We start from the raw sequence: 12557 nt of genomic DNA on the forward strand, positions 1-12557 counted from the left end.
ACCGCCCATCCGCGCGCGGTCAGTTCCTTTGCGATGTGCTGCTCGTGGGCGTCCCCCACGGCTTTCCTCTGCTGAAAGCTCGGCATGGCATGAAGTGTTGCGCAGCACGCTCCCGTCAAAACGAGAGGCGGACGCAGACAGGCCAGGCGGAACGCCGCAGAAGTCGTCTCACTGCGTCCGGCTGTGTCCGCCTGCGTCCAGCTGTGTCTCACTGCGTTCGGACAATAATGGCCGGAAGTCGTCCATGTCTGGCCCTCCTCGCCCGCAGAGCTGTTGGCGCCGGGCAGGGCCCGGTGGCCTGTGTATCCACGTGTTGACCGTTCGAGGGTTTCGGGGAGCTGTCCGGCTCCCCGAAGGCATGGCAGGAGTGGTGATCAGCGAAGGCGGAGTCGGCGCAGGGCCATGACGGTGCCGTCGGGGTGGAGAGAGACGGGACCGCGCCACTTGGCGTCCCAGGGGTCGGTGGGCCAGGAGTCGCGGAGGGCGTGGGCCTCGTGGCGGTACTGGTCGACCCTGCCGTCCCGGAGGTGGTCGAAGAGGTTCTCCGCCAGGCCGGAGAAGGCCTCCACCCGGACGCCGTTGAGGCGGAAGACGTGATCGGTGCCCACGAACTTCCTGCCGTGGATGATGTGGGTGACGTCTTGGACGATGCCGGTGCCGGCGTGGGTGTACGTCTCGAAGTGGCCTTTGCCCTGACGCTTGGTGAGGTAACGGGCGGTGGGTTCGCCACCTCCGGTGAAGGCCATCAGGCCGGCGGCGTCGGCCTGGGCGAGAACCCGGCCGAACCAGCCGCACTCCTCGGGACGCACGTGGTAGCCGACCGGTGGTTCCTCGTTCGGTCCGGTCGGCGCGTCGATGCCGGGGCGGATGCTGCGGTCCTCGACGGGAGGGTCGAGGCGGAGATCCTTCGCATCCGCCAGGGTGCCGTCGCCCGGGGCGTGGAGCAGATAGAGCGTGATGCTCTCGCTCTTCTTGGGGAGCGTGGTGCCGAAGACGAAGGCTGGCGTCTTGTTGTACACGCCGATGTGGATGCCTTCCACGTCGGCGGAGGCGGTGGCCAGCTGCTTGTGGACCTGGGCGGCGTTTCCGTGCGTGCCCTTGCAGGTGACCGGGATGACCCGGGACGGCTCGCCCGGCTTCCACACCTCCAGGAAGAAGCCCGGCCGGCGCGGGGCACTGCTGCGTCCCGCCTCCCTGCCGGTCAGCTCCCAGCCGGCCCGCATGGCTATCTCGGCGTCGATGACCGAGACCGAGTGGTCCGGGTACTGAGCGGCGAGAACGCGCCGGGCGAGCCAGGGCGAAACCGATGCCAAGCTCGCCCGACTGCGTGGCCGCGTAGTGGCGCCTGGGGTTACGGCCCTCGGTGGACAGAGCCATGTAGCGGCCGTCGTTGCCCGTGAGGGCCTGGCAGTACTTCAGGCTGGCCCAGTGCTCGGCAAGTCCTCGCCCCGCGCCCTGGCGGGCGAGGACGTTGGCCCGGCCCAGAGCGTGGAGTACGTCCCAGGGAGTCAGCTGGAGCGACAGACCGAGTGACTTCACGGGCAGCGGCCGAAGCTCTGGTTTGCGGCGCAGAGGGGCCTGGTTCTTCTCCCGCTTGGCCTTGTCGTCCGCGGTCGCAGCCTTGGCAACGCTGCCCGCGAGGTCCGATGTCGAGTGAACGGCCACGTTCCACGGCTGCGCGAGATCCCTCAGCACGTCTGCTCGCTTCAAGCTGCTTCCCCCTACGTTCGTACGGGTGGTACAGGCCGGTGTCGCAAGTTACGTGGGGGAGCAGGGGCGCATGAAGGGCGTAAGCGCGCACATCGTCGGCGTCGGCCCCACCCTGGGTCGGGGCCAGCCAGTCAGGCGTTGACCTCCGCCATGCCGGCGTCCGTGCTGCTGTCGCCCAGGGTCGAGGCAGCGCTCGGCGTGCAGGACCGCTGCGTAGCCTGAGCTGGCTGCGGTGATGGCTTGGCGGTAGGTGTGGTCGACGATGTCGCCGGCGGCGAAGACGCCAGGGATGTCCGTACGGGTGGAGGGGGAGGCAGGCACAGAGACCGGTCCTGCGGGCCCTTACGGTCGGCAGCTGGGGGATCCGACACACCTGCGTGATGTGTCGTCAGGTAAGTCAGCATCTGGTCAGCATCAGTACCCCCAAGTTCCGAACAGGCTGGCCAATGGGAAGCCTGGTCGGCAACGTCACAACGGCCTGGTGCCCGCGGAAGCGCAGGCCAGAAGCCCTCTCGTCCGAGGCAGTGGATTTTCCCTTCGATCTCCGTTCCGATGCCTGCCGGTGTAGAGTGCAGAACGCCCTTGACCTGCAGAAAGCTGGCAGGGAGCCGTCTTCTAGGAGCTCAAATTGCTGCGCAACATGATCAAGTCCAAGATCCATCGGGCCACCGTCACGCAGGCCGATCTGCATTACGTGGGCTCCGTGACCGTCGACGCCGACCTGCTGGACGCCGCCGACCTGTTGCCCGGGGAACTCGTCCACATCGTGGACATCACCAACGGGGCGCGGTTGGAGACGTACGTCATCGAGGGGGAGCGCGGGTCCGGGGTCATCGGGATCAACGGGGCCGCCGCGCACCTCGTGCACCCCGGCGACCTCGTCATCCTCATCAGCTACGCACAGGTCGAGGACGCCGAGGCGCGGGCGTTGAAGCCCCGGGTCGTGCACGTCGACGCCGGCAACCGCATCATCGAACTCGGCGCGGATCCCTCCGCGCCGGTTCCCGGGACGGACCAGGAGCGCAGCCCCCACGCGGTGGCTGTCTGAGGAGAGCGGGGGAGCATGGCCGAGAACCAGGCGATCGAGTTCGAGGACGACCGGAAGGCGGGCCGGCTGCTCGCCGTCGAGGGCGGGGCGGTGGTCGGTTTCATCGCCTACTTCGTGCTCGCCCGGGAGCCCGGCGCGCTGGTCGCCGTGCACACCATCGTCGAGCCGGGCCACGAAGGCCGCGGGATCGGCGGGCAGCTGGTGAGGACCTTCTACGGGATCGCCGCCGCCGAAGGGGTGCCCGTGGTCCCGCTGTGTCCGTACGCGGCGGGCTGGGCCGCCAAGCACCCCGACGAGGCTCCCGCCGCTCCGGCCGAGGCGTTCGAGGCGGCGAAGGCGCAGCTGATCGCGGACTCCGACCGCTGGTGAGCGGCCAGGCCCTGACCCTGCTGCACACCTCCCCGGTCCACGTCCCGGCCTTCGACGCACTGAGGGACCGCGACCACCCCGGGGCGGTGCTGCGGCACCTCGTGGTTCCTGAGCTGCTGGAGCGGGCCCGTACGCACGGGCCCGCCTCGGTGGCTCCCGGACTGCGGGAGGTCCTCGCCGGGGCGGAGGGGCCGGTGCTGGTCACCTGCTCGACGATCGGGGGCGTCGCGGAGTCCCTCGCGCCCGCCGTGGGCAGGCCCGTGCTCCGCCTGGACCGGCCCATGGCCGCCGCGGCCGTGCGCACCGGTCCTCGCATCGTCGTGCTCGCCGCCGTCGGGTCCACCCTCGCCCCGACCCTGGAGCTGCTGGAGCAGGAGGCCGCCGGCCGGGACGTCACCGTACGTACGCACCTGGTCGCGGGGGCGTGGGAGCGTTTCGAAGCGGGGGACACCGACGGGTACCTGGGCCTGGTGGCCCGCGCGGCGGACGAGGCCGCCGACGCGGACGTCATCCTCCTCGCCCAGGCCTCGATGGCCGGCGCCGCGGACCTGGCGCGGACCGCGGTCCCCGTCCTGAGCAGCCCCTCCACCGGTCTGGCCGCGGCCCTGCGCCCGTAGGGCGTCTCCGGGCGCGCCGACGGGCGCCGACGGGCGTACCCGCCCGGTTCCGGGGAAGGTGGTGCGTATGGTGCTCAACCTCGTGGTGCTCGACGAAGACGAAGACCAGACGCAGCCACCCGTCCCGGAGCCCGATCCGGTGCCCGCGCCCCCGCCGGGGCCCGGACCCTTCCCGCAGCCCGACCCGGTGCCGCGGCCCGCGCCCCCGATCCCGGGGCCCGTGCCCGAGCCCGACCCGGTGCCGCCGCCCCCGGGACCGGCCCCGATCCCGCAGCCCGGGCCGCTCGGTCGCGCCACGGCGTAGGCCCTGTCCGGCAGGTCAGCGGGCAAAGCGTCAATTCCCCTTCGGAGACAGCCGGTTGTCGCTATTGTCAGCCTCCACCGGTGCCGTTAGCTTGTGCGGTCCGGCACGTCTTCGAGGGGGGCTCCCATGGGTGTACGGGGCCGGCACCGCCGGTACCAGCCGAGCAGCATCAACCGCGCCTCGCTCGCCGTCACCGCGGGCGGCGCCGGGATCGCGCTGCCGCTCATCGGCGCCGGGGCCGCCCACGCGGCCTCCATCGGCACCTGGGACAAGGTCGCCGCCTGCGAGTCGACCAACAACTGGCACATCAACACCGGCAACGGCTACTACGGCGGCCTCCAGTTCAGCCAGAGCACCTGGCGCGCCTTCGGCGGCACCGCCGTGGCGGCCCGCGCCGACCTGGCCACCAAGGACCAGCAGATCGCGGTGGCCGAGAAGGTGCTCAAGGGGCAGGGGCCCCGCGCCTGGCCCGTGTGCGGACCGGAGGCCGGCCTCAGCCGTAGCGGCCCCGCGCCCGCCACGGCGCCCGCCGCGATCCCGCGCCAGAAGCAGGCGGCCCCCGCGGCCACCCAGGTGCACGCCGAGAGCGCGACCCGCCCGACCGACACCAGGGTCCTGCCGAACCCCTACGTCGTGGCCCCCGGGGACTCCCTCTCGGCGATCGCCACCGGCCAGCACGTCGAAGGCGGCTGGCAGGCGCTGTACGAGACCAACCGGGACACCATCGGCGACAACCCGAACCTGATCTTCCCCGGCCAGCGGCTCACGCTGCGCGTCACCGCCGCACCCGTCGCGCCGCCCTCCCAGAACCCGGAGAAGCCGCCGCGGGTCGCGGAGCCGGTCAAGCCCGTACAGCCGGCCGCTCCCCAACCGGAGAAGACGCAGCCCGCGCAGACCAAGCCCGAGCAGACCAAGCCCGCCGAGTCCGCGTCAGCGAAGCAGGGGACGGCCTCTGCGGGCTTCACCGCGCCGGTCGACGCCGCCCTCGGCACGGCGTACCACGTCGCCGGTTCCTCCTGGTCCAGCGGCTACCACACCGGGGTCGACTTCCCCGTCCCGACCGGTACCAGCATCAAGGCCGTCGGCCCCGGCACCGTCCTGTCCGCCGGCTGGGCCGGGGCGTACGGCTACCAGGTCGTCATCCGGCACGCCGACGGCCGGTACTCCCAGTACGCCCACCTCTCCGCCCTCGGAGTCAAGGCCGGGCAGCAGGTCTCCGGCGGTCAGCGCATCGGCCGCTCTGGCTCGACCGGCAACACCACCGGACCGCACCTCCACTTCGAGATGCGCACCGGGCCCGGGTACGGAACCGACATCGACCCCCTCAAGTACCTCCGGGGCCGGGGCGTCGACATCTGACCCCCGCACGTGCGGCGGCGCGGCCGTGAGCAGGATCAGGCCGGCCGCCGCCACCACGGCGCTCGCCAGGGCCGCCGCCGTCCCCGCGTACCCGTACCGGAAGCCCTCGTCGAACAGCGAGAGGCCGACCGCCGCGGCCACCACCGGGTCCACCACCGTCACCGTCGCCAGCGGCGCCGTCAGTCCGGCACCCCGGTAGGCCGCCTGCGAGAGCAGCAGACCGCCGGACGCCAGGACGGCGATGGCCAGCAGCTCCGGCCAGCGGGAGAACGGCGCGTCCGGCGAGAAGCCGTCGGCCACGGATTTCGTGAACACCGAGGCCATGCCGAAAGCCGTTCCCGCGGCCGCCGCCAGCAGCACACCGCGCGGCACCGCCCGGCGCACCCGGCGCGCCGCCAGTGACAGCGTCGCGATCCCGGCCCCCGTCACGACCACCAGCAGGCCCTGTTCGCCGCCGGCCAGGGTCCGCCCCGGGTCCCGGTCACCGCCCGTCAGGGCCAGCAGCCCGGCCAGACCGGCCGTGGCCAGCAGCGCTCCGCGCCACGCCGCCGCGCCCGCGCGGCGGCGTACGAACACGGCCGCCATCGGGAGCGCGAAGACGATGGTCAGGGCCCCCAGCGGCTGCACCACGCTCAGCGGCCCATAGGCCAGCGCGAGGACGTGCAGTGCCGCGCCGAGGCCGTTCAGAACGACCGCCACCCACCACACGGGCCGGTGGAGCGGGGCGTAGAAGCGGGCCGGCGAGCCGTCCGCGACCCGCTCCTGGACGATCGCGCCCGCGGCGTACGCCACGGCCGACGCGAGGCAGAGCAGGACCGACAGTGCCAAGGCACTCATGTTGTCCACAATGCCCCACCCGGTCGGCCTATTCCTGACCCCTCTGCGCCCTGCATCGACCCAGAGGGTCTTGCGCACCGTGACGGTCGCTCGCGCTCCGTGAGGGGTCCGTCCGCGGGTTTGGTGCCGGGCGCGTGCCCTGTCGTACAGTTGCGGTTTTGGGACCTCCGCAGCAGGCGGATGCGGACGAGTGAGCAAGGAACGGCAGCGGCCATGACGGTGACCGAAGACAACCCCGTGACCGGGGACGACCAGGTGTACGGCCCGGGCATCGACCCCGACCGGCTGGCCCTCTGCCTCAGCGTCCTCGACGAGCTGGACAAGCTCGACGTGGACCACCCCGACGCCGTCACCGTACGCCGCGCCACCGCCGGCCTGTACCGCACGGTCAAGCAGCGCCGCCGCCAGGAACGCCGCGCCGCCAAGACCGCCAACGACAAGGCCGTCACCGAGGCGACCGCGACCGGCTCCGCCGAGCGCATCGACGACGAGACCCAGGGCAACGCCCTGACCGCCGCCGTCAAGGGCCCGATCGCCGGGATACTCCAGCGCCCGCGCTCCTGCTACGTCTGCAAGACGCGCTACGTCGAGGTCGACGCCTTCTACCACCAGCTGTGCCAGGACTGCGCCGCCTTCAACCGGGCGCGCCGCGACGCCCGGACCGACCTGACCGGCCGCCGCGCCCTGCTCACCGGCGGCCGCGCCAAGATCGGCATGTACATCGCGCTGCGGCTGCTGCGCGACGGCGCCCACACCACCATCACCACCCGCTTCCCCAATGACGCGATCCGCCGGTTCAAGGCGATGCCGGACAGCTCCGAGTGGCTGCACCGACTCAAGATCGTCGGCATCGACCTCCGCGACCCCGCGCAGGTCGTCGCGCTCGCCGACTCGGTCGCGGCCGAGGGCCCGCTCGACATCCTGATCAACAACGCCGCCCAGACCGTGCGCCGGTCGCCGGGTGCCTACAGCGAACTGGTCGCCGCCGAGAGCGCCCCGCTCCCGGCCGGTGAGCTGCCCTCCGCCGAGGTGATCGGCACCTTCGGCAGCGGCACCGTCGACCGGGTCGCCGCCCTGCCCACCGGCAAGGGCGAGAAGCTCAGCGCGCAGGACGTCACCGAACTCGCCCTGGTCTCCGGTTCCGCCTCGCTGGAGCGGATCGCGGCCGGTACCGCCATCGACGCGGGCGGCCTGGTCCCGGACCTGCACGACACCAACAGCTGGATCCAGACGGTGTCCGAGGTGGACCCGATCGAGCTCCTCGAAGTGCAGCTGTGCAACTCCACCGCGCCTTTCATCCTGATCAGCAAGCTGCGTCCGGCGATGGCGGCGGCCGAGGCGGGCCGCCGCTACGTCGTCAACGTCTCCGCGATGGAAGGCGTGTTCAGCCGCGGCTACAAGGGCGCCGGGCACCCGCACACCAACATGGCGAAGGCCGCCCTCAACATGCTGACGCGGACCAGTGCCCAGGAGATGTTCCAGAAGGACCAGATCCTGATGACCGCCGTGGACACCGGCTGGATCACCGACGAGCGCCCGCACCCGGACAAGATCCGCCTCGCGGAGGAGGGCTTCCACGCCCCGCTCGACCTGGTGGACGGCGCGGCCCGGGTCTACGACCCGATCGTCCGCGGCGAGGCGGGCGAGGACCTGTACGGCGTCTTCCTCAAGGACTACGCGCCCGCCAACTGGTAGGCGCTGCGGCCCCGCTCGCGCCCCGGTCTCCCCTGCGGAGGCCGGGGCGCGGCCGTATCGGCCCGTACGGCGGGCGCCCCGACGGTCGAACGCCCCGGCCGCGACCAGTGCCCCGCGCACCGAGCGGCTGCCGCACCGCGCCCGCCCCGGACGCGCCGTGCCACGACTTCCTTAACCAGGGAAGAGGGGAAGCAGACAAGAGGGCGCGAGTGAATTTTGCCTTTCCATCGAGCGGGGGCCCGCTCATATGTGTACTCTTGAGCGCATGACAGGGCCCCACCACGGCCCTCCCTCGCTCCATCACGGCGCCACCGCGTCCGGTATCCCTTTATTCCTGCCCGGCGCGGGGTTCGCCCGCCGGGTTACGCGACACAAAGGAGTGCGCGGTGACAGAACTGACGAAGTCCGACCAGGTCCTGCTGGAACGTCCGGGGCGCAAGACCCGCTCCGACGAACTCGGCAGCCTGGAGGTGTGGGCCCGCTCCGCGCCGATCCGGCTGGCGGGCTACGAAGACGACCTGGCGGAGCCGCACATCCTGCCCGGCATCGACTAGAGCGACCAGCCCCGGCAGCCCTGTGACACAGCGCCCCCGCGCCTGCCCGGCGGCGGGGGCGCCGCACGTCCCCTCCTGCTGTCCGGACGGAGTACGCCCAGGGCTTCATCGCTGAAAGCGATCAAGGGTTCCGGCCCGGGTCCGCGGCGGGCAGGCTGACCGGCATGAGACTGCTGATGCTGGGCGGCACCGAATTCGTCGGACGCGCCGTCACCGAAGAGGCCGTGGACCTGGGTTGGGACGTCACCGTCTTCCACCGCGGCCACCACGCGCCCCCGCCCGGAACCTCCGCCCTGCACGGAGACCGCACCGCCCCCGAAGGCCTGGCCGCGCTCGCGGAAGGCGAGTGGGACCTCGTCGTCGACACCTGGAGCGGGGCCCCCACCGCCGTGCGCGACAGCGCTCGGCTGCTCGCGGACCGGGCCGGACGGTACGCGTACGTCTCCAGCCGCTCGGTGTACCGCTTCCCGGCCCCCGCCGGCCTGGCCGAGGACGGCCCCCTCGTCGGGGGCTCGCCCGACGCGGCAGCCACCGCCTACGCCGAGGACAAGCGGGGCGGTGAACTCGCCGCGCTCGACGCCTTCGGCGAGCGCGCCCTGCTGCTGCGCGCCGGGCTGATCCTCGGCCCGTACGAGAACGTCGGCCGTCTGCCGTGGTGGCTGAACCGCGCCGCGCGGGGCGGCCCGATGCTCGCCCCGGGCCCGCGCGACCTTCCGATCCAGTACATCGACGTACGCGACCTGGCCCGCTGGACGCTGGACGCCGCCCGGGCCGGGCTCGGCGGCGCGTACGACCTGGTTTCCCCGCCCGGGCACACCACGATGGCCGGTCTGCTGGAAGCCTGTGTGAGCGTCACCGGAGGCGGGGCGGAGCTCCGCTGGACCGACCCGGCCAGGATCGAGGCGGCCGGCATCGAGCCGTGGACCGACCTGCCGGTCTGGCTGCCGCCGGGCGAACTGCATGCCTTCATGTTCGGCGGCGACGTCACGAAGGCGCTCGCCGCGGGCCTGCACTGCCGCCCGGTCGAGGAGACCGTGGCCGACACCTGGGCTTGGGTCCGCGGACTCGGCGGGATCGCCCCGCAGCGCCCCGACCGGCCGGCGATGGGCGTCACGCCGGAACAGGAGGCGGCGCTACTCGGGCTCTGACCAGGCCGCCTCCGCGAGCCGGGTGGGCGGCAGGTACTCGCGCAGCAGCGTGCGGTGCCACCAGGCACCCGTGGCGCGCAGCTCACGCCAGGTGGTGAACCGGTAGCGGTACAGCCTGGCCCGCACGTACACCGGCGGGGCGTCGGGGAAGGGGTTGTGGCGCAGCAGCCGCAGGGTGTCCCGGTCGCCCGACAGCAGCCGCTCCACGAACGGCCCGAACCAGTCCCGCGCGTAGCCGGGGGAGAGGGCCGCGAACCACATCAGCCAGTCCAGCCGCAGGTGGTAGGGGGCGAACTGGCGGGGCACGCGGCGCGGATCGCCCGGCTTGCCCTTGAAGCCGTACTCGCGCCAGTCGCCGTCCGTGCGCGGCGTCCGTTCGGCCGTGCCCTCCACCACCACCTCGTCGCGGATCCGTCCCACGGTGCCGAAGGCCCCGTAGGTGTTCACCAGGTGCAGGGAATCGAAGGAGCGGTTCATCACCTGGCGCCGGGAGAGCATGTTGGCCACCGGATGCCGGCTGAGGAAGAGCACCAGCGCGGTCACCGCGCACACCAGGACCAGGTACCACAACGGCGCCGGGCGCGAGGCCCCGGCGGGGGGCGGCCCGGCGAGCCCCGTGAAGTCGACGGCGGAAAGGGCCGGCGCGATCGTGATCCAGTTCAGCCAGGCGAAGTTGCCCGACAGCACCAGCCACAGCTGCGTCGCGACGATGATCCCGGCGGCGTACGAGGCCACCGGCTGCGGGGTGAACAGCAGGACCGGCACGACCAGTTGCGTCACGTGGTTCGCGGCGCACTCCACCCGGTGCACCGGCTTCGGCAGGTGGTGGAAGAACCAGCTCAGCGGCCCCGGCATCGGCTGCGTCTCGTGGTGGAAGTAGAGGCAGGTCAACTTGCGCCAGCAGGCGTCGCCCCGCATCTTGATCAGCCCGGCGCCGAACTCCACCCGGAACACGACCCACCGCAGCAGCCACAGCACCAGCACCGGCGGCCCCGTCCGCGCGTTGCCGAGGAAGACGGCGAGGAAGCCCACCTCCAGCAGCAGCGATTCCCAGCCGAAGGAGTACCAGGTCTGTCCCACGTTCACGATGGACAGGTAGAGCAGCCACAGCACGGCCCACATCGCCATCGCCGCCCCCAGCGGCACGGCGTCCCCGGCCCCCGCCGCGAGCGCGGCGGCCAGCGCCGCGCCGGCCCAGGCGCAGCAGGCGAAGAGCGGGTCGGAGTAGCGCAGTTGGAACAGGCTCGGGGCGCGGCGGAACGGGACGTGACGCACGTAGCGCGGCACGGGGAGCATGCCGTGCGCCCCGATCAGGGCGCGGAACTGGAGGGCGGCGGCGGTGAAGGCGCAGAGGTAGACGCCGGCCAGGGCCCGCTGGAAGACCAGCCGGCCCAACCAGTAGCCGGGTGCCGTGAACCAGTCCATCCCCTCCAGTATCAGGCCGCGGGGGCCGCGGCTGCCAGCTTGCGCAGGGTGCGGCCGAGCAGCCGGGCGTATCCGAGCTGGAGGAAGGGGACCACCGGGCCGCCGAGGCGGGTGTACCAGCTGGCGGGGCGGCTGAACGCGGTCACCTCGAACCACACGGTGCCGTCGGGGTCCATGAGCACCATGAAGGACTCCTCGCCCGACTCGGGGTGGCCCGTCAAGGTGCCGTAGGCGAAGCCTGTGCGGGCGCTCTCGTACGCGGTCCGCAGGACCAGGCAGGGGGCGTCGATGCGCAGGGGACCCAAACCGATCCCGACGGTGACCCGCGCGCCGGGACGTACGGCTCCCGTCTCGGCCCGGATCCGCATGCCCGAGGCGCGGTGGGCGTCGAAGGTGGACAGCGCCACCCCGGCCGTCTCGAAGACGGCCCGGCCGGCGCCGATCCGCGTCCGGTGGTGGAGGTGGTTGTAGCCGGCGGGCAGCGGGCGGTGCTCCGTCGCGCCCCGTTCGGGGTAGCTGAGGGTGTCGCGGCCGGTGCTGAGAAGTCGGGTCATCGTGTCATCTCCTGTCGGTCCATGGTGAGCCGGCGCCAGGCCAGCAGCGAGCAGAGGGCGAAGCCGAGGGCGTTGCCGAGGCCGTGGGTCGCGGCCATCCAGGTGAGGGTGGGGTGGGTGATCCCGGTGGCCTCGCCGGTCGCCCACCACAGGGCGAGCAGCATCGTGGCCACCAGGACCCCGGCCGAGGTGGCGAGCAGGGTGCGGGCGGTCCGGTCGCGGGCGCCGGGGCGGATGCCGCGCCAGGTGGTCAGGGCCACCGCCCACATCCCGGCGGTCAGTACGACCGCGCCCACCAGCTCCGCCCAGTCGCCGATGAAGTAGCCGAGCAGGACGAGGAGGGTCCCGATGGGCACGCTGTACGCCGCCCAGCGGGCCAGGGGAGCACCGGGCCGGGCGCCCGCGCCGGGTGCCTCGCCGGCCGCCGCCGCCCGGCACACCAGGCCGGCGACCAGGGCCGCGGTGAATCCGGCGAAGTGGAAGTGCGGCACGGTCAGCGCGAGGACGTCGAGGTCGAAGCCGAAGAGCCGGTACCCGGCGCGTTCCGCGACGAGGGCGCTGCCGGCGACGGCGGGCGAGACGAGCGCGGTGAGGACGGCGGCCTCGGCCGGTGCGGGCACCGGGGTCCCGGTTCGCGGGAGGGCGCGCAGCAGCCGGACCGGCGCCCTGGCCGCCAGGGCCAGGCTGGCCGCCGCGTAGAGTGCGGCGAGCCCCGTGGCGGCGGCGCCGCGCGGCAACCACAGGCACAGCGCCCCGGGGGCGGCGAGCAGGGGCCACAGCCGGGCGGTGCGGCGGAATGCGGTTCCGTCGATCAGGCGCAGGCCGGTGGGGACGACGTAGAGCATGCCCAGCGTGACGACCAGGTTCACGAGTACCGTCACGGCCCCTCCGAGGGTCGGTGCGCCGAACGGTCTTGAACGCGTTCAAGTCGCGATCG

At 72.7% G+C, this 12557-nt stretch carries 12 protein-coding genes and 2 pseudogenes; 8 read left to right on the forward strand and 6 right to left on the reverse strand.

Annotation, left to right across the window (positions count from 1 at the left end; all coding sequences use genetic code 11):
• Window positions 1-374: 374 nt before the first annotated feature.
• Both ACIA6C_RS22910 and ACIA6C_RS22915 read right to left on the reverse strand, forming a co-directional pair.
• The gene (locus ACIA6C_RS22910) at window positions 375-1313 is read right to left on the reverse strand and encodes a hypothetical protein (RefSeq protein WP_399278432.1); all 939 of its coding nucleotides are present in this window, start codon (window positions 1311-1313) and stop codon (window positions 375-377) included.
• 580 nt (window positions 1314-1893) lie between these two features.
• Window positions 1894-2025: pseudogene (locus tag ACIA6C_RS22915) on the reverse strand (thioredoxin-disulfide reductase); the annotation flags it as partial.
• A 313-nt stretch (window positions 2026-2338) separates the two neighbouring features.
• Between ACIA6C_RS22915 and panD the strand changes: the two are divergent.
• The 5 genes from panD (at window position 2339) to ACIA6C_RS22940 (ending at window position 5407) form a co-directional block, all read left to right on the forward strand.
• Window positions 2339-2758 (forward strand): aspartate 1-decarboxylase, encoded by a 420-nt coding sequence (gene panD / locus ACIA6C_RS22920; RefSeq protein ID WP_399278434.1) that lies wholly within the window; start codon window positions 2339-2341, stop codon window positions 2756-2758.
• A gap of 15 nt (window positions 2759-2773) precedes the next feature.
• The gene (locus tag ACIA6C_RS22925) at window positions 2774-3127 is read left to right on the forward strand and encodes a GNAT family N-acetyltransferase (protein ID WP_399278436.1); all 354 of its coding nucleotides are present in this window, start codon (window positions 2774-2776) and stop codon (window positions 3125-3127) included.
• On the forward strand, window positions 3121-3744 hold the full coding sequence (locus tag ACIA6C_RS22930) for an aspartate/glutamate racemase family protein (RefSeq protein WP_399278706.1): 624 nt from the start codon (window positions 3121-3123) through the stop codon (window positions 3742-3744). Before ACIA6C_RS22925 ends, ACIA6C_RS22930 begins: the two co-directional genes overlap by 7 nt.
• Window positions 3745-3811: 67 nt before the next feature.
• The gene (locus ACIA6C_RS22935; protein ID WP_399278438.1) at window positions 3812-4048 is read left to right on the forward strand and encodes a hypothetical protein; all 237 of its coding nucleotides are present in this window, start codon (window positions 3812-3814) and stop codon (window positions 4046-4048) included.
• Between the two features lie 126 nt (window positions 4049-4174).
• Entirely contained in the window at window positions 4175-5407 is a 1233-nt protein-coding gene (locus ACIA6C_RS22940) for a transglycosylase family protein (RefSeq protein ID WP_399278440.1), read from the forward strand.
• Between the two features lie 102 nt (window positions 5408-5509).
• Here ACIA6C_RS22940 and ACIA6C_RS22945 read toward each other — a convergent pair.
• Window positions 5510-6244: pseudogene (locus tag ACIA6C_RS22945) on the reverse strand (DMT family transporter); the annotation flags it as partial.
• 213 nt (window positions 6245-6457) lie between these two features.
• On the opposite strand from ACIA6C_RS22945, the gene ACIA6C_RS22950 reads away from it, so the two are divergent.
• The 3 genes from ACIA6C_RS22950 (at window position 6458) to ACIA6C_RS22960 (ending at window position 9641) form a co-directional block, all read left to right on the forward strand.
• Window positions 6458-7939 (forward strand): SDR family NAD(P)-dependent oxidoreductase, encoded by a 1482-nt coding sequence (locus ACIA6C_RS22950; RefSeq protein WP_366080305.1) that lies wholly within the window; start codon window positions 6458-6460, stop codon window positions 7937-7939.
• Window positions 7940-8325: 386 nt separating this feature from the next.
• Window positions 8326-8493 carry a hypothetical protein gene (locus ACIA6C_RS22955; protein ID WP_361132352.1) on the forward strand — a complete coding sequence of 56 codons (168 nt, stop codon included), beginning with the start codon at window positions 8326-8328 and terminating at the stop codon, window positions 8491-8493.
• 164 nt (window positions 8494-8657) lie between these two features.
• A complete protein-coding gene (locus tag ACIA6C_RS22960; RefSeq protein WP_399278443.1) occupies window positions 8658-9641 on the forward strand; it encodes an NAD-dependent epimerase/dehydratase family protein in 984 nt (327 codons plus the stop codon).
• Here ACIA6C_RS22960 and ACIA6C_RS22965 read toward each other — a convergent pair.
• Genes ACIA6C_RS22965 through ACIA6C_RS22975 form a run of 3 tightly spaced genes read right to left on the reverse strand, consistent with a single transcriptional unit; the run spans window position 9627 to window position 12501 of the window.
• On the reverse strand, window positions 9627-11066 hold the full coding sequence (locus tag ACIA6C_RS22965; protein ID WP_399278445.1) for a lipase maturation factor family protein: 1440 nt from the start codon (window positions 11064-11066) through the stop codon (window positions 9627-9629). The genes ACIA6C_RS22960 and ACIA6C_RS22965 overlap by 15 nt on opposite strands.
• A gap of 11 nt (window positions 11067-11077) precedes the next feature.
• Window positions 11078-11620 carry a DUF1990 family protein gene (locus ACIA6C_RS22970; RefSeq protein WP_399278447.1) on the reverse strand — a complete coding sequence of 181 codons (543 nt, stop codon included), beginning with the start codon at window positions 11618-11620 and terminating at the stop codon, window positions 11078-11080.
• On the reverse strand, window positions 11617-12501 hold the full coding sequence (locus tag ACIA6C_RS22975; RefSeq protein WP_399278449.1) for a YndJ family protein: 885 nt from the start codon (window positions 12499-12501) through the stop codon (window positions 11617-11619). Before ACIA6C_RS22975 ends, ACIA6C_RS22970 begins: the two co-directional genes overlap by 4 nt.
• Window positions 12502-12557: the final 56 nt, after the last annotated feature.

This window comes from Streptomyces sp. NPDC051578 (assembly GCF_044454045.1).
Lineage (GTDB): Bacteria > Actinomycetota > Actinomycetes > Streptomycetales > Streptomycetaceae > Streptomyces.